The organism is Stenotrophomonas sp. 78350_Sma, assembly GCF_056482105.1.
In genome coordinates, this window is the sequence record NZ_CM151182.1 from 1604780 (window position 1) to 1622937 (window position 18158).

The window sequence follows — 18158 nt, forward strand, 5'->3', positions numbered from 1 at the left end:
GGTGTGAGAACGGGGTCAGATCCCTTTTCCACGGGAAAAGGGATCTGACCCCGGCCAGGCCTCAACCCGGCGGCGGGCCCAGCTTCAGGGAAAGATCGATGGCCTGCACGTGCTTGGTCAGTCCACCGATGGAGATGCAGTCCACGCCGTCTTCGGCGATCGAACGCAGGCCACCCAGTCCCACGCTGCCGGAGACTTCCAGCGGAATGCGGCCCGCCGTGATGCGCACTGCCTCGCGGCGCAGGTCGGGGCTGAAGTCATCCAGCAGGATGCGCTCGCAACCGGCTTCCAGCGCCTGGCGCAGCTGGGCCAGGTCCTCGACCTCGACCACCAGCGGCAGCGCGGGCCATTGCCGGCGCGCGGCGGCCACCGCCGCGGCCAGCGAACCGGCGGCACGGATGTGATTTTCCTTCAGCATCACCGTGTCGTAGAGGCCGAAGCGGTGGTTCTCGCCGCCGCCACAGCGCACCGCGTACTTCTGCGCCAGGCGCAGGCCGGGCAGGGTCTTGCGGGTGTCGAGGATGCGCGTGCCGGTACCGGCCACGGCGGCCACGTAGCGGGCCGTAGTGGTGGCGGTGCCGGACAGCGTCTGCAGGAAATTCAGCGAGGTGCGCTCGGCACTGACCAGGCTGCGGCTGCGGCCGTGCAGCAGGGCCAGCACGGTGCCGGCAGTGACCGCGTCACCTTCGGAGACACGCCATTCGATGCGCACGTCCGGGTCGAGCGCGCGGTGGGTGGCGTCGAACCATGGGCGGCCGGCGATCACTCCATCCTGCTTGCACAGCAGGTAAGCGCTGTCGGCCTGGTCGGGCAGCAGGGCGGCGGTGACGTCGCCGCTGCCCAGGTCCTCGGCCAGCGCACGCGCGACATCGGCGGCGACAACGGCCGCATCCGGCGTCGGCAGCGCGCTCATGCGGCCGGGAAGTCGGTGATCTGGGCGGTCGGGATGGCTTCCTCGGCCAGCAGCACCGGAATGCCGTCGTCAACGCGGAACACCTGCTTGCGGTCGCGGGTGACCAGCGCTTCGCGCAGCGGCTGCGCCAGCGGGTTGCCATCGGCCTTGTTCACCGCGCCGGCGGAAATGGCCTTGTTGAGGGCTTCCAGGCCCTTGCCATCCAGCAGGGACAGGGGCTGGCGGGTGTCCGGCGACACCAGCAGGTCGAGCAGCTTGCGATCCATGGTTCTTCGTCTTGCGTGGAAGATGGCTAGAATACGTCTTTAAGGCAGGTGACGGCCAATGACCCCCAACCCGATCGCGCCGCTTGTCGGCATCGTCATGGGTTCCCGTTCCGACTGGGAAACCATGCAGCACGCCGCCCAGAAGCTTGAAGCCCTGGGTGTTCCGTTCGAAGTGAAGGTGGTGTCCGCGCATCGGACGCCGGATGTGTTGTTCAGTTACGCCGAGCAGGCGGGCCCGCGTGGCCTGCGCGCCATCATCGCCGGTGCCGGCGGGGCCGCGCACCTTCCGGGCATGATCGCCGCCAAGACCGCCGTGCCGGTGCTGGGCGTGCCGGTGCAGTCCAAGGCCCTCAACGGCATGGATTCGCTGCTGTCGATCGTGCAGATGCCGGCCGGCATCCCGGTCGCCACCTTCGCCATCGGTAATGCCGGCGCGTCCAACGCCGCGCTGTTCGCCGCTGCGATGCTGGCCAGCGACCAGCCGGCGATCGGCCAGGCGCTCGACGCGTTCCGTGCGCGCCAGACCGAAGACGTGATGGCCCACGACGATCCGCGCCAATGAGCCTGACCGTCGGCATCCTGGGCGGCGGCCAGCTCGCCCGCATGATGGTCCTGGCCGGTGCGCCGCTGGGATTGCGCTTCGAACTGTACGACCCGGCAGCCGACGCCTGCAGCGGCCCGCTGGCGCCGCTTACCGTCGGTGCCTTCGATGACCGCCAGGCGCTGGCGGAGTTCGCTGCCAAGGTCGATGTGGTCACCTTCGATTTCGAGAACGTGCCCGCTGACAGCGCGCAGTTCCTGGCCGACCGCGTACCGGTGTATCCGCCGCCGGCCGCACTGGCGGTGGCCCAGGACCGGTTGAGCGAGAAGACCCTGTTCCAGCAGCTGGGCATCCCGCTGCCGGCCTTTGCCGATATCCGCAGCCGTGACGAGCTGGCTGCGAAGGCGGCTGAGTTCGGCCTGCCGTGCATCCTCAAGACCCGCCGCCTTGGTTACGACGGCAAGGGCCAGTTCCGCCTGCGCAGCGAGGCCGACATCGACGCCGCGTGGGATGCACTGGGTGCGCAGGTCGAGCGTACCGGCCTGATCCTGGAAGGCTTCGTGGCGTTCCAGCGCGAGGTCAGTGTGGTCGCTGTGCGTGGCCGCGATGGCAGCTTCGAGGCCTGGCCGGTCACTGGCAACTGGCATGTCGACGGCGTGCTGTCGGCCAGCGTGGCCCCGGCCGTGCTGGCCGATGCCGAGCAGCAGGCCGCGATCGGCTATGCCCGCCGTGTCGCCGAACACCTGCAGTACGTCGGCGTGTTCGCGCTGGAGCTGTTCTGCCGCGATGGCGAGCTGCTGGCCAACGAGATGGCGCCGCGGGTGCACAACTCCGGCCACTGGACCATCGAAGGCAGTGAGACCTCGCAGTTCGAAAACCACCTGCGCGCCGTGCTGGGCCTGCCGCTGGGCAGCACCCGCATGCTCGGTCATGCCTGCATGCTGAACTGGCTGGGCGAGATGCCCGACCCGTTGCCGGTGCTGGCCCAGGCCAGCGGTCACTGGCACGACTACGGCAAGGAAGCGCGCGAAGGCCGCAAGGTCGGCCACGCCACCCTGCGCGACGATGATGCCGCTGCACTGGCCGATGCGCTGGACCAGGTTGGCCTGGAGCTGGACCGCCAGGCCCAGGTGGCGCCGGCGGTGCACGCGCTGCGCAACCGCTGAGCCCGGTAGTGCCGGCCGCTGGCCGGCAGTGCAACGCTGTGACGCGCCGGTGCAGGCATCGGCGCAACATTCCCGGTGGTAGCGTGGAGCTCCTTTCTCAGGAGTCACCCCCATGCTCGACTGGAATGCCTACCGCAAGGAACTGAAGGGCCGCATCGGTGAGATCGGCAAGCTCTCGCCGGACACGGTCAAGGGCTACGCAACCCTGGCTAACGCTGGCGCGCAGACCAACCACCTCGATGCGAAGACCCGCGAGCTGATCGCGCTGGCGGTGGCGGTGACCACCCGCTGCGACGGCTGCATCACCGTGCACGTCGACGCGGCGCTGAAGCATGGTGCCAGCCGCGAGGAAATCGCCGAGGCGCTGGGCGTGGCGGTGTCGCTCAACGCCGGCGCCGCGCTGGTGTACTCGGCACGGGTGATGGACGCAGTGGCCGCACACGAAAGCGCGTGATGCCACGCTCTGCTTCCCGGTAGTGCCGGCCGCTGGCCGGCAGATTCGCCATCTCTGTACACCGATGGGGATGCCGGCCAGCGGCCGGCACCACCCCGGGGCGGAGCCGTTGCCTCAGCGTAGCTGGCTCTCAGCAAATTCCCAGTTGACCAGCTGCCAGAACGCGTCCAGGTAACGCGCGCGGTCATTCTGGTAGTCGGTGTAGTAGGCGTGCTCCCAGACATCGCAGCACAGCAGCGGCGTGCTTTCACCCGTCAGCGGCGTGCCGGCATTGCGGGTGGCCTGGATGCCCAGCTGCCCGCCCGGATGCTGCACCAGCCACACCCAGCCGGAGCCGAACAGGCCCAGCGCTGTGCGGTTGAATTCCTCGCGCAGGCGCTGCACGTCGCCGAACTGGCGCTTCACCAGCTCGCCCAGGCGACCCTGCGGTTCGCCACCGCCACGCGGCCGCAGGCACTGCCAGTAGAAGCCGTGGTTCCACGCCTGGGCGGCCGCATCGAACAGCTTTCCCTGGGCCTGGCGGACGATCTCCTCCAGTGACGCTTCTTCCCACTCGGTGCCGAGGATGCCGGCATTGACTGCATCCACATAGGCGCGATGGTGGCGGCCGTGGTGCAGTTCCAGGGTCTGTGCGGACAGGTGCGGCTGCAGGGAGCCGGAAAGGTAGGGCAGGGCAGGCAATTCGACAGGCATGGACAGGTTCGTGGCCAGAGGGGCGGCGGCAGCCGGTTCCATCCGCTTACAATGGCGGCTACCGTGGGCAGTCTAGCCGACCACCGCGGTCGGTTTGTCCGGCGAAGCAAGGAGTGAGGTTGTGGCGGTAATGCAGCAAATCCAGGCCGAGGTCGATCGTTACCCGCTCGTGCTGTTCATGAAGGGCACCCCGCAATACCCGATGTGCGGCTTCTCCAGCCGCGCCGTACAGGCGTTGATGGCAGCCGGCGCGGTCACCCTGCGCACCGTCAACGTGCTGGAAGAACCCGAGATCCGCGCCAACCTGCCGCGGTTCTCCAACCTGCCGACCTTCCCGCAGCTGTTCATCAACGGCGAGCTGATCGGCGGCTGCGACATCGTCCTGGAACTGTTTGAAGCCGGCGAACTCAAGCGCATCGTCGAAGAGGCGACCCAGGGATGAGTGCCTGGCCATCGACGTCACCGACCAACGGGGCGCTCGATGGCCGCCCGTTGCAGGATCGCGTGGTGCTGGTTGCCGGCGCCGGTGGTGGGCTGGGCAGTGCGGCAGCCGTTGCCGCCGCCGCTGCCGGGGCGACCGTGGTCCTGCTGGGCCGCAAGCCGCGCCGCCTGGACCGTGTCTATGCCCAGGTCCAGGCCGTCGGCCCGGAACCGCTGCTGTATCCGCTGGATCTTGAGGGGGCGGGCCCCGACGACTATGCCGAACTGGCCCAGGCCCTGCAGCGCGAGCTGGGGCGGCTGGATGGGCTGCTGGTCTGTGCCGCCCATTTCCCCGGATTGACCCCGTTCGAACTGGCCGACCCGGCCAGTTTCGCCCGTGCGGTGCATGTCACCCTGACTGCTCCGGCGTGGCTGGCGCAGGCCTGCCTGCCGCTGCTGCGGCAGCGCGAGGATGCGGCCCTGGTGTTTGCGGTCGATGCCTCCGAACGGGTGGGGCAGGCCTACTGGGGTGGGTACGGCGTGGCCCAGCATGGCCTGCGCGGGCTGATCACCAGCCTGCACGACGAACTCGGCCGCAGCCCGGTGCGGGTCAGCGGCCTGTACCCTGGCCCCTTGCGCACGGCGCTGCGCGCCCGCGCCTATTCCGTCGACCAGGACCCGGCCGCGCAGGGCCCGGAGGTGGCCGCCGCTGCGGCCGTGGCGCTGCTGTCCAGCGCTGGCAGCGCCTGGCGGGGCCAGATTCTCGATGCCAGCGGGGCAATTCCCGGCGAGTGAGCCCCGGGGAAAGACGGAGTGAAGAACCCGTCACGATTGCGTTGCGATCCGGTGCCGTTTGTCGCACAACCGTCACATTGATGGCGTAGCGTGTTAATCTAGTGTTAACCGTTATGGCTGCCTTCAGCCAAGCGGTAGGGAACCCCAGATAAATCTCCGACCAGCCACCCGCAGGGCTGTTTGGATGCGCTTTTTTTCCGCCATCGCCAACTCGCATCGAGGCTACCGAAAAATGACCCACCCACTCCGGATGTCCAAGCTTACCCTTGGTCTCGTGGCCGCACTTGCCGCCGCTCCCGCCTTCGCCCAGAGCACCTCTGCCGGTGTCGGCGGTCAGGTGATGTCCGCCGCAGGCCAGCCTGTCGCCGGCGCTGAAGTCACCATCACCCACACCGAGTCGGGCACTGTTTCGCGTGCCACCACCGATGCGTCGGGTCGATACAACGCGCGCGGCCTGCGCGTGGGTGGTCCGTACACCATCACCATCACCAAGTCCGGTGAAGGCACCAAGACCGAAGAGGGTGTCTACCTGAACCTGAACCAGGTCAACACCGTCAACGCCAACCTGGGCGGTGACCTGGCTGCGACCAACCTGGACGCGGTGAACGTTGTTGCGACCGCCGGCGGCCTGGACCTGTTCAGCGCCAACAAGATGGGCACCGGCAGCAACGTGACCCGCGAAACGATGGACGCGCTGCCGTCGGCCAACCGCAACATCCAGGACTACATCCGCCTGGACCCGCGCATCTCGCAGGTCAGCAAGGCTGACGGCGCGATCTCGGCCGGTGGCCAGAACACCCGCTACAACGCCATCCGCATCGACGGTATCAGCGCCTCCGATCCGTTCGGCCTGGGCTCCAACAACCTGCCGACCGAGCGTCAGCCGGTGTCGATGGACGCCATCCAGGAAATCAACATCGACCTGGCCAACTACGACACCACCATCGCCGGTGGTACCGGTGCGGTGATCAACGCCGTCACCAAGTCGGGTACCAACGAGTTCCACGGCACCGTGTACGGCTCGTACCGCGACAAGGACATGATCCGTACGCGCCTGGAAGGTGACACCACGGACTTCAACGGCTTCAAGGACGAGAAGACCTACGGCATGACCCTGGGCGGCCCGATCGTCAAGGACAAGCTGTTCTTCTTCACCAACTATGAAAAGTACGAGCGTAGCGGCGGCGGCGTGAGCCTCGGCGAAACCCCGTACAACAAGCCGAACGGCATCAGCGACGCCGACATCGCCCGCGTGCAGAAGCGCATGTCCGATCTGGGCTACCCGGTTGGCGGCATCGGTGCGCTGGACAACAAGACCTCGATCGAAGAATACGCGATCAAGCTCGACTGGAACATCAACGAGAACCACCGCGCGGCCCTGCGCTACAACAAGATGAAGCAGGACGTCGTCCGCTTCCCGCAGGTCAACAACAGCGCCATCTCGCTGAGCGACTTCTGGTACACCCAGCCGACCCAGTACGAAACCTGGATGGGTGAACTGTTCAGTGACTGGTCCGAGAACTTCTCGACCGAGTTCAAGGTTTCGCACAAGGACTACTCGTCCAACCGCGTTGCTGCCTCGCACCTGCCGCAGATCCGCGTGCGCTTCGGCAACAACTCGCTGTACCTGGGTACCGAGCAGAACACCCACACCAACATCGTCGAGTCGAAGGAACTGAGCGCCTTCGGTGCCGGTACCTGGTACATCGGTGACCACACCGTCAAGTTCGGTTTCGACTATACCGACAACGACCTGATGAACTTCTACGGCCGCAACCTGTACGGCGCGTACGAGTTCGCCGACCTGGCTGCGTTTGAAGCCGGTACCCCGTCGGCCTACCAGGTGCGCGTGCCGCGCGCCGGCGGCAGCGTTGACGACATTCCGGCCAAGTTCCACCTGAAGAACACCGGCCTGTTCATCCAGGACACCTGGGCGATCAACTACAACCTGAGCCTGATGTTCGGTATCCGTATCGACATGCCGGACTTCAGCACCCAGCGCCTGTACAACCCGCGCATCGAACAGCTGTACGGCTTCAACAACACCCAGCTGGTCGACAAGAAGCTGTTCCAGCCGCGCGTCGGCTTCAACTACACCTTCGACACCGATCGTCCGACCCAGCTGCGCGGTGGCGTTGGCCTGTTCGGCGGCGCTGCTCCGAACGTGTGGCTGGCAGGTGCCTACCAGAACACCGGCCTGAACTACTCCGAGTACAACCTGACTCGCAACCCGGGTGGCTTCAGCTTCGACGCTGACAACCCGTACATCCCGAACCCGTCGCTGGCCTCGGCCCGCCAGAACGTCGACCTGATCGCTCCGGGCACCCGCCTGCCGTCGGTGTGGAAGGCCAACCTGGCGTTCGACCATGAGCTGCCGTGGTACGGCATCGTGGCGTCGGCTGAAGTGCTGTTCACCAAGGTCAAGGATGGTCTGTACTTCGACCGCCTGGACGTGATGTCCCCGAATGCCAAGCGTTCGGTCGGTCAGGATGGTCGCGCGCTGTACTGGAACGACTACGGCATGAACGGTGCCAATGCCGGCCCGAACGGCATGCAGGCTGGCCAGAAGAATGGTCGCGCCTGCTCGGCGACCGATCTGACCTGCCCGGGTGACCGCGTCAACCGTCCGGGTGACATCGGCGACGTGATCCTGCTGCGCAACACCGACAAGGGTCGTGGTTCGCAGGCTACCTTCTCGCTGGCCAAGCCGCTGACCGAGAACTGGGGCTGGTCGCTGGGTTACACCTACACCCAGTCCAAGGAAGTGAGCCCGCTGTCCAGCTCGCAGAACACCTCGAACTGGAACAACACGCTGAGCCTGAACGCCAACGACAACGTTGCGTACAACTCGCGCTACGCGATCAAGGACCGCATCACCGGCACCCTGGAGTGGAAGCACAACTTCTTCGGTGACAATGCCACCCGCGTTGGCCTGTTCTATGAAGGCCGTTCGGGCCGTCCGTACAGCTACGTCTACTACAACGACGTGAATGGCGACGGTGCCGGTACCAACGACCTGTTCTACGTGCCGAAGGGCCCGGGTGACGTGATCTTCACCGGCGGTGCCGACATGGAGAAGAAGTTCTTCGAATGGCTGGCGCAGAATCCGGAGCTCGAGGCCTACCGTGGCAGCGTGGTCCCGGCCAACTCGCACCGCGCCAAGTGGGTCAACAGCTTCGACGTCCGTATCAGCCAGGAATTCCCGGGCTTCGTGAAGGGTCACAAGGGTGAAGTCGCCCTGGACATCATGAATGTCGGCAACCTGCTGAACAAGAAGTGGGGCCTGATCGACGACTACGGCTTCTACGCCACCCGTCGCGTTGCCAACTACTCGGGTATCGACCCGGCTACCGGCAAGTACCTGTACAACTTCACCGGCCGTACCGACAATTCCTCGATCCAGGAAAACAACAACGACAAGGGCAACACCGCCGTGTCGCGTTGGTCGATGCAGCTGACCCTGAAGTACAAGTTCTGATCCGTCAGAGCCTGACGCAGTAAGTGAAAACGGCCGGGGAAACCCGGCCGTTTTCCGTTCAGGCGAAAGTCCTTGCAGGCCACTCTGCATCGGCGTAGCATCCAGAAATGTGCGCGGTGCCAACGCCGCCGATGCGGTCCCGGAAAGGCGAACGCGGGGAGCACACATCCAACGGTCGGGCTTCCCGGCCGTTTTGCTTTTTAAGGGGGCGGCAGTACAGTCGGAAACCTTGAAGGAAGCGAAAAATTGGATATGACCACGAACGAAAAATCAGCCCGCGCACTGCCGGTGCAGGACGCGCGGATCTACCCGCGCGGTGGGCTGGATGTGCTGTCGCGGGCCGAAGTGGCCCGCCTGCGCGATGCGTCTGCCGGCGGCATGCACGAGCTGCTGCGCCGCTGTGCGCTGGCCGTGCTGACCAGTGGCAGCGCCTCTGACGATCCGCGCGCGGCACGCGATCTGTATCCCGATTTCGACATCCAGGTGGCGCAGCAGGATCGCGGCGTGCGCATCGACCTGGTCAACGCGCCGGCGATGGCCTTCGTCGATGGCGAGATCATCCGCGGCGTCGCCGAACTGCTGTTCGCGGTGGTGCGTGACCTGGCCTACATGGCCATCGAGATGGGCCCGGCCTACGCGGCCGAACTGGAGTCGTCCGAAGGCATCACCAATGCCGTGTTCGGCCTGCTGCGCAATGCGCGCATCCTCAATCCGGGCGACCCGAACCTGGTGGTCTGCTGGGGCGGCCACTCGATTTCGCGCGACGAGTATCTGTACACCAAGCAGGTGGGCTATGAGCTGGGCCTGCGTGGTCTGGACATCTGCACCGGCTGCGGCCCGGGTGCGATGAAGGGCCCGATGAAGGGGGCCACCATCGCCCATGCCAAGCAGCGCAGGACGGTCACCCGTTACATCGGCCTGACCGAGCCGGGCATCATCGCCGCCGAGTCGCCGAACCCGATCGTCAACCACCTGGTGATCATGCCGGACATCGAGAAGCGCCTTGAGGCCTTCGTCCGCATCGGCCACGGCATCATCGTGTTCGCCGGTGGCGTCGGTACCGCCGAGGAAATCCTGTACCTGCTCGGCATCCTGCTGCGCGAGGAAAACAAGGACCTGCCGTTCCCGCTGATCCTGACCGGCCCGACGGTGGCGGCGCCGTACTTCGAGCAGATCGACCGCTTCATCCGCCTGACCCTGGGTGATGAAGCCGCCGAGCGCTACGAGATCATCATCGGCGACCCGGTTGCGGTGGCGAAGAAGATGGCCAATGGCATCAAGCGCGTGCGCGAGCACCGCCTGGCGCAGAAGGACTCGTTCTTCTTCAACTGGTCGATCGAGATTCCGTGGGAGTACCAGCAGCCGTTCGTGCCGACCCACGAAGCAATGGCCGCGCTGGACCTGCACCACGGGCGTGCGCCGCATGCGCTGGCGGCGGACCTGCGCCGGGCGTTCTCGGGCATCGTCGCCGGCAATGTGAAGGAAGACGGCATGCGTCGCATCGAGCAGTTCGGGCCGTTCCAGATCCATGGCGACCCGGACATGATGCAGGCCCTGGACGGGCTGCTGCGTGCCTTCGTCGAGCAGCGCCGGATGAAGATCTCCGGCGAGTACCAGCCCTGCTACCAGGTGCTGGCCTGAGCCCGCGCCGGCGCGATGGGGATCGCGCCGGGACAGGTAGGGGAGGGCGGGCCGTCAAGGCGTTGACGCCCGTCGCCCCGGATTGACCGTTCATCCTGCCGCCGCTTGCCGGTGGCGGGACGATGGCCCATCGTGGCCATCAACACGCTGGGGAGCGTCCAATGTCTTTGCGCCGGCAAAACGGCTTCACGCTGGTCGAGTTGATGATCACGCTGGTCATCCTGGTCATTCTGGCCAGCATCTCCTATCCCAGCTTCCGCACCGCGATGCGCTCGAACCGGCTGACCACCACCAACAACGAGGTGATCGGTCTGTTGTCGCTCGCCCGCAGCGAGGCCATCCGCAACCGCCATGGTGGCGGGGTCTGCGGCAGCAGCAACGGCACGTCCTGCGACGGCGAGTGGAGCAAGGGCATGCTGGCCTGGGGCGATGCCGATGGCGATGGCTCCATCAGTGGCAGCGAAAGCGTGCTGCGCTTCTCCAAGGGCAGCAGCAGCCTGGCGGTCGAGGCTCCCAGCCCAACCGTCATCACCTTCGATTCCCAGGGGCGCCGCCGCGCGTCCGCCGACCAGATCGTGAGCCTGGTGCCGCAGGGCTGCAAGGCGGGTGACCCCATGCGGACCCTGACCGTCCTGTTCTCGGGCCAGGTCCGCTCTACCGCAGGAACCTGCAAATGAAACGTCTTCGTTCCGGCATGGGCGGGCCTGCCCGCAGTCGTGGCTTCAGCCTGATCGAGGTGCTGATCGCGCTGCTGGTGCTGGCGTTCGGCCTGCTTGGCTTTGCGCTGCTGCAGACCATGAACGTGCGGTTCGTGCAGAGCGCCAGCCAGCGCACCCAGGCCACCAGCCTGGCCTACGACCTGATCGAGCTGATGCGCGTGCAGCGCAGCGAAACCCTCAACGGTGGCGAATACACCAAGGCCTCCTTCACTGCCGGCTCGGTCACCGCGCCGGCTGGCCCCTGCACCTGGCCCAACAGTGCCGACGTGACAGCCTCCAAGGCGAACGTGGCGCGCTGGCAATGCCAGGTCGTCAAGGTGCTGGGAGGCAAGGCCAGCGCCAACGTGACCGTCAACGATGGTCTGGTCACGGTGGGCATCGGCTGGGGAGACGAGCGATGGAACGCGGCCAATCCCGACAGCATCACCACGTTCACCCTGGTTACCCGTCTATGAAGCGCGCGCCTTCCCTTGCCAGCCATGCGGCAGGCCTTTCGCTGGTGGAACTGCTGATCTCGCTGGTCATCGGCCTGGTGCTGATGCTGGGCGTGACCCAGATCTTCATGGCCTCGCGGGCGGCCTCGCAGCTGTCCGAGGGTGTCGCGCGCACCCAGGAAAACGCTCGATTCGCACTGGAGTTCCTCGAGCGCGACATCCGGATGGCCGGGCACATGGGCTGCGTGAACGACCAGGCGCATCTGGTGCGTGCCCAGGACAGTGTCAAGGTCAACATTGCCGGCGTGAAGTCGGGTGATGGCAGCCCGATGGACTTCTCGGTGCCGATCCAGGGTTACGAGGCGCAGGGTACCGCGCCTGGCAACAAGCTGACCCTCGGCGCGAGCTGGGGGGCGGCCGGCAGCACGCCGTCGGCGATCACCAATCTGAAGCCCAAACCGCTTGGCGGCAGCGACATCATCGTGATGCGCTACCTGGCGCCGGAAGGCTCGCCGGTGCTGTCCATCGGTTCCGGTACTTCGCCGGACATCACGATCGCCAGTGACGCGGCGGCCCGCCTGTCGGCCGGTGCCGTCACCACGCCCTCGGCGTTTGCCGTGGCCGATTGCAGCAAGGTGGACGTGTTCGCCGGAAAAATCGCCGGCAGCACGATCACGGCCAGCAAAGCCGATCTCTCGGCCTATTCGGCCAACAACGCGGTGACCATGGTCTATCGGGTGGAATCGATGGCGTACTACGTGGCCACCAATACCGCCGGCGAACCCGCGCTGTACCGCGCGCGTGGCGCTGGCGACAACACCTTCGCCACCGGTGAGGAGCTGGTGGAGGGCATCGAGAGCCTGCAGTTCCTCTATGGACAGGATACCGAGACGGCGATCAGCAGCGCCGCGCCGCCGACCGGGGTAATCGCCTTCCAGAAGACTGCCAGCGGGGTCAGCACCGGTACCGATGCCGCCGCTGTCGCTGCGTGGCGGCGGGTTGGCATGGTGCAGTTCGGGCTGCTGGTGCGCAGCCCGCAGCGGGCCGCTGCGGAGCAGGCCAATACGGCGGTGGCCCAGCTGGGTGTGCTCGGCGTTGGCTTCAATCCGCCCACGACCTACGACGATCGCTACCGTGCCTCCTACGAGGTGTCCGTGGCGCTGCGCAACCGACTGTTCGGGAACTGACCCATGAAGCCCTCCGTCTCCCGTCGATTCCAGGGGCGCGCGCAGCAGCGCGGCGCGGTGCTGTACGTGGCCCTGATGCTGTTGATCCTGCTGTCGCTGATCGGCGTGGTCGGCATGCAGGTGGCCAGCATGCAGGAGCGCATGTCCTCCAACTACCGGGCCGCCAACGTGGCGTTCCAGGCCAGCGAACGAGCGGTACGTGATGCCGAGCGGTCGATCGAGGAGATTGACAACAATACCGGCGATGGCGGCGCGTTGAAGGCTGACGCCATCAAGCGCATCTGCGACGACGGCTTCGATCCCACCCGCTGGGTGGGTGAGCAGAAGCTGTCGGCGGCGCCGGTGGTCAGCGTGCGCCGCATCGACGCCTGCATCCAGGGCGAATCGACGCTGGGCATGGGCACGCCGGAAAGCGAAGAGCCCACCCGCGTCTACCAGATCACCGCGTTCGGCTCCGATCGCGATGCCGCCACCAGCAACGAGGGTACCTCCTCGGCGGCTGTCGACACTGTTTTCAAGCTTTGAGGAATCCGGTCATGGCGACCCGAAAGATCAAGATCCTGGCCGGCTCCGGGCTGCTGCTGGCGGTGGCGGGTGGTACCTGGCTTGCGATGAACCTGTTCGCCGCGCAGGCGCAGGGAACGTTGTCACAGCACCCGATGAACCTGAAGGTCTCCGCGCCGCCGTCGTTCATCATGGCGGTGGATGATTCGGGTTCGATGACCTTCCAGACCCAGTTCCCGGGGCAGGATGGTACGGCGTGCTGGCACTACGGAAGAAGGAGTTTCTTCCGATCGGCCGGGGTGCTCAATACGCCTGAAGACGTGCCCGTAACCTATGACCGGTGGGGAAATGCCATCCAGACTGGTGAGTGCAGTTACTTCTATGTGCTGCCCGGCGCACGGATCAACAGCTACAACGGCATCCCGGCGCTGGATGTCTTCGGGTTTGCCCGATCGGCGGCCTACAACCCGACCTACTACGACCCTGCCATCAAGTACGAGCCCTGGCTGCGGATCGTGAACGAAGAAGTGCAGTCGTATCCAGTGGCGAGTACGTCGGCCACCCTCATCGATCCTCGTGAGACGGATACACTGGCGATCGCCAGCAGCTATCTGGGTACCTCGTCCTGGGACGTCCAGAGGATGCAGGAAGGGATGACGGTACCGGCCGGGCAGACCTACAGGACTGCAAGCAGGGCCAATGGTGGTTTTGGCAGCGAGAACGCCAATACGAGAGGCGCGATCTGGAACTCGGCGGGCTATGCGTCGCTGCGTTATGTGCCCGCTACGTTCTACATGCCGTACACAAGTGAGGGCGACGCCTATCCGCAGTTGCCGGGCACTGCCAATGCGTATGCAGGTATCCAGCGAACCAAGGTTACCGGCGCCTGCGGTTCGGGATGTGACATGTGGAAGTACGTCATCGGCACCGGTGATGCTGCCGCATTGCAGAACTTCGCCAACTGGTACTCGTACTACGGTAACCGCAACCGGGCGATGATCGCCGGCATGACGCGTGCATTGAATGTCAATGACATGTATGTCGGCTACTTCCGGATCAACGATTTCCAGGATTACAACAGCTCGACGGACTCCAACAAACGGCTTGCGATCCGGGACATGAGCGTGATCGGGCAGAAGTCCGCGCTCTACACCAGCATGATCGCGCTGACGGCCAGTGGTGGTACGCCGAATCGACATGCCGTCAACGCCGCGGGCCTGCAGTTCATGCGGACCGATGACAATGCCCCCATCAAGCTGTCCTGCCAGAAGAATGCGGTGATGCTGTTCACCGACGGCTACAGCAACAATGGCAACAACCTTTCGTCATCCCTGGCGCCTGCCCCGGGCAACGTGGACGGAGACATGGGGACTCCCTTCTCGGATGGCAATTCCAACACCATGGGTGATATTGCCGCGTACTACTACGTGAACCCGTTGCGAACCGATGATCGGATGCCCCGGGGACAGGTGCCGGTACCGGAGCAATGTGCGACCAGTACCGACAAGTCGCTGGACTGCAACAAGGACCTGCATATCAACTTCTACGGGATCACGCTGGGTGCGCGTGGCAATCTGTTCGACCCGAACAGGCAGCAGAACCCGTATACCGATTCGGCGGTCTACAGCAACTGGCCGAGTCGCCAGAACGACAATCCCAGTACCGTGGATGACATCTGGCATGCCGCGACCAATACCCGCGGTGAGTACATCAACGCGCGTACTCCGGCAGACATCACCACGGCCATGCGCCGGGTGCTGTCGTCGGTCACCTCCGGGCCAGCGCCTTCGGGCAGCCAGGGCCTGACCGGCGCGCGTATCGGTACCGGATCGCTGGCGGTCACGCCCCAGTTCGAAGTGGCCAACGAGGAAACCGATTGGTTCAGCCGCCTGAAGGCATCCAAGCTCGCGGTCAACGACAAGACGCAGCAGACCGAGTACACGCAGGTATGGGAAGCGGCCGAGAAGCTGGGGGCGCAGCGTTCGCGCACCATCGTCGCCACCAAGGGCAATGCTGCGGTTGACTTCAGCAGCACCAACATCGCCTTCACCGACCTCTGCAACAAGGACGAGAAGCAGTATCCGGGCATTGCGCGCTGTTCCGCGACCGAGGCTGAAAAGCTGGGCGGCGACATCGCCACGGCCATGGCTTATCTGCGCGGCGACGCATCACGCGAAGTACGCAACTCGGGGGGCATCTATCGCACGCGTACCACCGTGCTGGGCGACATCGTCAATTCCAGTCCGGTGATCAGTTCGCCCCGCGACGACTATGGCTACCAGCGCATCAGCACCGCGATGGCGACCTCGTATGCCACGTATCTGACCCGCAAGCGCAACAATGGCCGCTACATGGTCTATGTCGGTGCCAACGACGGCATGCTGCATGCCTTCGACGGTGGCATGAACGGCAACGGCGTAAGTGACAGTGCCGGTGGCAGCGAGACCTTCGCCTACGTTCCTGGCACGGCGCTGGGCCACATGGCCAACCTTCTGTACCCCTACGTGGCGGCCAACAAGTCCGACCAGCGCTTCCGTCATCGCTACTACGTGGATGGACCGATCGCGGTGGCGGACGCACAGATCGGTGGCAACTGGGCCACGGCGCTGGTGGGTACGGCGGGCGCCGGTGGGCGCTCGGTGTTCGCGCTGGATGTAACCACGCCGTCCAGCTTCGGCACCGGTAACCGCCTGTGGGAAATCAGTGACGTGGCGCCGGGGCTCGATAGCACCGTGAAGGCGAATATCGGTCATGTCCTTGGAAAGCCGGTGATCGTGCCGGTGAAGGAAGGGACCGGGGTGGCGTGGAAAGCGATCTTCGGCAACGGTTACAACAGCCTCAGCCGCAAGGCCGTGCTGTTCGTGGTCGACCTGGGATCGGGCGCGGTGCGGATGATCACTGCTACCGAGGCCGCGGCAACCGCACCTGCCGGTGACAATGGCCTGGGCAACATCGTGGCCGTCGACCGTTGGCGCGCCGACAGCGCCGGTGGGACGGGGCGTGTACGTGGCCGTGACGGACTGGCGGACACGATCTATGCGGCCGACCAGCGCGGCGCGCTGTGGAAGTTCGACCTGGAAAGCACGGCGACCTCGGTCACCACGCCGGTGTTCACCACGGCGCGCCAGACCAACAACAACAACCAGGTGTACCGCCAGCCGATTACCGGCGGCATGACCGCAGTGACCGGACCCGGTGGTGGCGTGATGCTGGTGCTGGGTACCGGCAGCTTCTCCTTCGACAATGACCCGCAGGATCTCACCGCGCAGTCGCTGTACGGTGTCAACGACACCAGCAAGGACCAGCCGGAGGCCACGATCGTGCCCGCCAATCTGCTGGCCTATACGGTGACCACCACCAACAAGTTGCGCACGGTCACGGCCACCCCCTTCTCCGGGGCGGCGCGCGGGTGGAGCATTGCATTGCCCGGCGCAGGTGAACGTTTTGTTGGTAATCCTGCAGTGGCGTCGGGAACGGTGTTCATGCCGACCTACATGCCCACCGCGGGTGGCCGTGGCTGTTCGACCGAGGGAAGCAACTGGCTGTTTGGCCTCAATCCGATCTCGGGTGTTGCATCGCTGGAGCAGGCACGGGTCGGGTCCATTACCGGCACGCCCTATGGAGCGGGCACGGCCGGCGTCAGTCTCGATACCGGCGGCACGGCACCGGTGAAGGACGTCAATGTCTCGGTGATGCCGCGCCTGGCAAAGGGTGCCGATCGAGGCGGACGCGCCTGCTGGATGGCGGTCAACGTGGCGGGTGCTCCGACGATGTACGTGCCTTATCCCTGCGGTCGCCAATCCTGGCGCCAGATCCAGTAACGAAGACAATCCCATGAGCCTGAACACTCTTTCCCGCACCCTGCGTCGTCCCGGCAAGCAGCACGGTTTCTCCCTCATCGAATTGATGATCGTAGTGATCGTGCTCGGCATTCTGGCCGCGATTGTCGTTCCGTCTTACCAGCAGTACATCCGCCAGTCACACCGGGGCGTGGCCAAGGCGGACCTGGTGGAGTACGCACAGCGCGCTGAGCGCTACTACTCGGTGAACAACACCTACTCGGGCTTCGCGCTGCCCAGCAAGGTGTCGCCGCGCGAGGGCGGGACCACACGCTACGCAGTCACGTTCGATGGCAAGGCGTCCTCGTTCACGCTGACGGCGACACCCCAGGGCAACCAGACCAAGGACAGCTGCGGGACGCTGAGCGTGGACCAGGCCAACCGCAAAACGGCCAGCGGCACGGTTTCCGATTGCTGGTAAATCAGGTGTTGATCTTCCTCTGAACGCCCAGTACAATGCGCCTCCCCGCCCGAATAGCTCAGCCGGTTAGAGCACTTGACTGTTAATCAGGGGGTCGTTGGTTCGAGTCCAACTTCGGGCGCCAGATACTGCAAAAGCCGCGAGAAATCGCGGCTTTTGTCTTTTTTGGTCTGTCAGCAGGGGAGGGTGCGGTCGACACGCTCGCTGCGGATGCGGCCGCCGTTGTTGATGACCAACCTGCCATGCAGCCGGTTTCCTGCGCAGATGCGTAGTGTCAGATTGGCGCCGGGACTGCGGCCATCAGGCTGGAAGAACAGCAATGGCCGTCCACTGCTGGCCTGGGCGACGATCGCGATGTCGGTCCGGCCCTGGTGGTGGGTCAGGATGTCATCGGCGGATGCCGGTGTCCCCCGGTGCCTGCCGCTGCGATAGATGATCCACCCTGCGCTCCAGTCGCGGGAGCACTGCTCACCGTCGTCGCTGGCGCACAGCCCGATCAGTTCGCGGCGCTTCAGGGCCTCGCTTCGGGCGCTGGAAAGACTGGCATGCAGGGCCAGTTGCAGGGCGTCGGCGCGATGCCGCAACAGCAGCGGATGCAGGGCTGGCCAACCCACGGCCACCAGAACGGCAAGGACGGCGATCACCACCAGCATCTCGACCAGATGCATGCCGCGTGGCGCCGAACGA

At 65.3% G+C, this 18158-nt stretch carries 17 protein-coding genes and 1 tRNA gene; 14 read left to right on the top strand and 4 right to left on the bottom strand.

Going from position 1 to position 18158, the window contains the following annotated elements; genetic code table 11:
• Positions 1–61: 61 nt before the first annotated feature.
• Both nadC and ACZK4H_RS07365 read right to left on the bottom strand, forming a co-directional pair.
• Positions 62–913, bottom strand: a complete 852-nt coding sequence (gene nadC, locus ACZK4H_RS07360) for a carboxylating nicotinate-nucleotide diphosphorylase (RefSeq protein ID WP_099552701.1) — start codon at positions 911–913, stop codon at positions 62–64.
• Positions 910–1179: a Trm112 family protein gene (locus ACZK4H_RS07365; protein ID WP_049432560.1), complete on the bottom strand. Its 270-nt coding sequence runs from the start codon at positions 1177–1179 to the stop codon at positions 910–912. Before ACZK4H_RS07365 ends, nadC begins: the two co-directional genes overlap by 4 nt.
• 58 nt (positions 1180–1237) lie before the next feature.
• Here ACZK4H_RS07365 and purE point away from each other — a divergent pair, with 58 nt between their 5' ends.
• From purE to ACZK4H_RS07380, 3 genes are all read left to right on the top strand, one after another.
• Positions 1238–1741, top strand: a complete 504-nt coding sequence (gene purE, locus ACZK4H_RS07370; protein WP_005412808.1) for a 5-(carboxyamino)imidazole ribonucleotide mutase — start codon at positions 1238–1240, stop codon at positions 1739–1741.
• Complete coding sequence (locus tag ACZK4H_RS07375) at positions 1738–2886, top strand: 5-(carboxyamino)imidazole ribonucleotide synthase (protein ID WP_099552700.1); 1149 nt, start codon at positions 1738–1740, stop codon at positions 2884–2886. Before purE ends, ACZK4H_RS07375 begins: the two co-directional genes overlap by 4 nt.
• Positions 2887–2998: 112 nt before the next feature.
• On the top strand, positions 2999–3340 hold the full coding sequence (locus tag ACZK4H_RS07380) for a carboxymuconolactone decarboxylase family protein (protein ID WP_004152082.1): 342 nt from the start codon (positions 2999–3001) through the stop codon (positions 3338–3340).
• Positions 3341–3454: 114 nt separating this feature from the next.
• Here ACZK4H_RS07380 and ACZK4H_RS07385 read toward each other — a convergent pair whose 3' ends face one another.
• Positions 3455–4033, bottom strand: a complete 579-nt coding sequence (locus ACZK4H_RS07385) for a superoxide dismutase (protein ID WP_099552721.1) — start codon at positions 4031–4033, stop codon at positions 3455–3457.
• A gap of 121 nt (positions 4034–4154) precedes the next feature.
• On the opposite strand from ACZK4H_RS07385, the gene grxD reads away from it, so the two are divergent.
• The 11 genes from grxD to ACZK4H_RS07440 all read left to right on the top strand — a co-directional run bounded on the left by grxD (position 4155) and on the right by ACZK4H_RS07440 (position 17595).
• On the top strand, positions 4155–4475 hold the full coding sequence (gene grxD, locus ACZK4H_RS07390) for a Grx4 family monothiol glutaredoxin (protein ID WP_005408852.1): 321 nt from the start codon (positions 4155–4157) through the stop codon (positions 4473–4475).
• The gene (locus ACZK4H_RS07395; protein ID WP_099552699.1) at positions 4472–5248 is read left to right on the top strand and encodes an SDR family NAD(P)-dependent oxidoreductase; all 777 of its coding nucleotides are present in this window, start codon (positions 4472–4474) and stop codon (positions 5246–5248) included. The genes grxD and ACZK4H_RS07395 overlap by 4 nt, the downstream gene beginning before the upstream one ends.
• A 232-nt stretch (positions 5249–5480) precedes the next feature.
• Entirely contained in the window at positions 5481–8726 is a 3246-nt protein-coding gene (locus ACZK4H_RS07400; RefSeq protein ID WP_099552698.1) for a TonB-dependent receptor, read from the top strand.
• A 252-nt stretch (positions 8727–8978) separates the two neighbouring features.
• The gene (gene ppnN, locus ACZK4H_RS07405) at positions 8979–10367 is read left to right on the top strand and encodes a nucleotide 5'-monophosphate nucleosidase PpnN (protein ID WP_099552697.1); all 1389 of its coding nucleotides are present in this window, start codon (positions 8979–8981) and stop codon (positions 10365–10367) included.
• Between the two features lie 161 nt (positions 10368–10528).
• Complete coding sequence (locus ACZK4H_RS07410; RefSeq protein ID WP_099552696.1) at positions 10529–11044, top strand: GspH/FimT family pseudopilin; 516 nt, start codon at positions 10529–10531, stop codon at positions 11042–11044.
• Positions 11041–11541 (top strand): type IV pilus modification protein PilV, encoded by a 501-nt coding sequence (pilV, locus tag ACZK4H_RS07415; protein WP_099552695.1) that lies wholly within the window; start codon positions 11041–11043, stop codon positions 11539–11541. The genes ACZK4H_RS07410 and pilV overlap by 4 nt, the downstream gene beginning before the upstream one ends.
• Complete coding sequence (locus tag ACZK4H_RS07420; RefSeq protein ID WP_099552694.1) at positions 11538–12707, top strand: PilW family protein; 1170 nt, start codon at positions 11538–11540, stop codon at positions 12705–12707. Before pilV ends, ACZK4H_RS07420 begins: the two co-directional genes overlap by 4 nt.
• Positions 12708–12710: 3 nt before the next feature.
• The gene (locus ACZK4H_RS07425; protein WP_099552693.1) at positions 12711–13232 is read left to right on the top strand and encodes a pilus assembly PilX family protein; all 522 of its coding nucleotides are present in this window, start codon (positions 12711–12713) and stop codon (positions 13230–13232) included.
• An 11-nt stretch (positions 13233–13243) separates the two neighbouring features.
• The gene (locus ACZK4H_RS07430) at positions 13244–17032 is read left to right on the top strand and encodes a pilus assembly protein (protein ID WP_099552692.1); all 3789 of its coding nucleotides are present in this window, start codon (positions 13244–13246) and stop codon (positions 17030–17032) included.
• A gap of 13 nt (positions 17033–17045) precedes the next feature.
• Positions 17046–17471: a type IV pilin protein gene (locus tag ACZK4H_RS07435; protein WP_099552691.1), complete on the top strand. Its 426-nt coding sequence runs from the start codon at positions 17046–17048 to the stop codon at positions 17469–17471.
• 47 nt (positions 17472–17518) lie between these two features.
• Positions 17519–17595: transfer RNA gene (locus ACZK4H_RS07440), tRNA-Asn, on the top strand.
• 49 nt (positions 17596–17644) lie between these two features.
• Here the strand turns inward: ACZK4H_RS07440 and ACZK4H_RS07445 are convergent.
• Positions 17645–18139: a GspH/FimT family protein gene (locus ACZK4H_RS07445; RefSeq protein ID WP_099552720.1), complete on the bottom strand. Its 495-nt coding sequence runs from the start codon at positions 18137–18139 to the stop codon at positions 17645–17647.
• Between the last annotated feature and the right edge of the window lie 19 nt (positions 18140–18158).

Bases quoted from the DNA above. Each gene is read 5' to 3' on its own strand.
- ppnN (WP_099552697.1), top strand. From the start codon at position 8,979: ATGACCACGAACGAAAAATCAGCCCGCGCACTGCCGGTGCAGGACGCG.
- ACZK4H_RS07425 (WP_099552693.1), top strand. From the start codon at position 12,711: ATGAAGCCCTCCGTCTCCCGTCGATTCCAGGGGCGCGCGCAGCAGCGC.
- purE (WP_005412808.1), top strand. From the start codon at position 1,238: ATGACCCCCAACCCGATCGCGCCGCTTGTCGGCATCGTCATGGGTTCC.
- ACZK4H_RS07430 (WP_099552692.1), top strand. From the start codon at position 13,244: ATGGCGACCCGAAAGATCAAGATCCTGGCCGGCTCCGGGCTGCTGCTG.
- ACZK4H_RS07365 (WP_049432560.1), bottom strand. From the start codon at position 1,179: ATGGATCGCAAGCTGCTCGACCTGCTGGTGTCGCCGGACACCCGCCAG.
- ACZK4H_RS07385 (WP_099552721.1), bottom strand. From the start codon at position 4,033: ATGCCTGTCGAATTGCCTGCCCTGCCCTACCTTTCCGGCTCCCTGCAG.
- ACZK4H_RS07420 (WP_099552694.1), top strand. From the start codon at position 11,538: ATGAAGCGCGCGCCTTCCCTTGCCAGCCATGCGGCAGGCCTTTCGCTG.
- pilV (WP_099552695.1), top strand. From the start codon at position 11,041: ATGAAACGTCTTCGTTCCGGCATGGGCGGGCCTGCCCGCAGTCGTGGC.
- ACZK4H_RS07445 (WP_099552720.1), bottom strand. From the start codon at position 18,139: ATGCATCTGGTCGAGATGCTGGTGGTGATCGCCGTCCTTGCCGTTCTG.
- ACZK4H_RS07410 (WP_099552696.1), top strand. From the start codon at position 10,529: ATGTCTTTGCGCCGGCAAAACGGCTTCACGCTGGTCGAGTTGATGATC.
- ACZK4H_RS07380 (WP_004152082.1), top strand. From the start codon at position 2,999: ATGCTCGACTGGAATGCCTACCGCAAGGAACTGAAGGGCCGCATCGGT.
- nadC (WP_099552701.1), bottom strand. From the start codon at position 913: ATGAGCGCGCTGCCGACGCCGGATGCGGCCGTTGTCGCCGCCGATGTC.
- ACZK4H_RS07395 (WP_099552699.1), top strand. From the start codon at position 4,472: ATGAGTGCCTGGCCATCGACGTCACCGACCAACGGGGCGCTCGATGGC.
- ACZK4H_RS07375 (WP_099552700.1), top strand. From the start codon at position 1,738: ATGAGCCTGACCGTCGGCATCCTGGGCGGCGGCCAGCTCGCCCGCATG.
- ACZK4H_RS07400 (WP_099552698.1), top strand. From the start codon at position 5,481: ATGACCCACCCACTCCGGATGTCCAAGCTTACCCTTGGTCTCGTGGCC.
- ACZK4H_RS07435 (WP_099552691.1), top strand. From the start codon at position 17,046: ATGAGCCTGAACACTCTTTCCCGCACCCTGCGTCGTCCCGGCAAGCAG.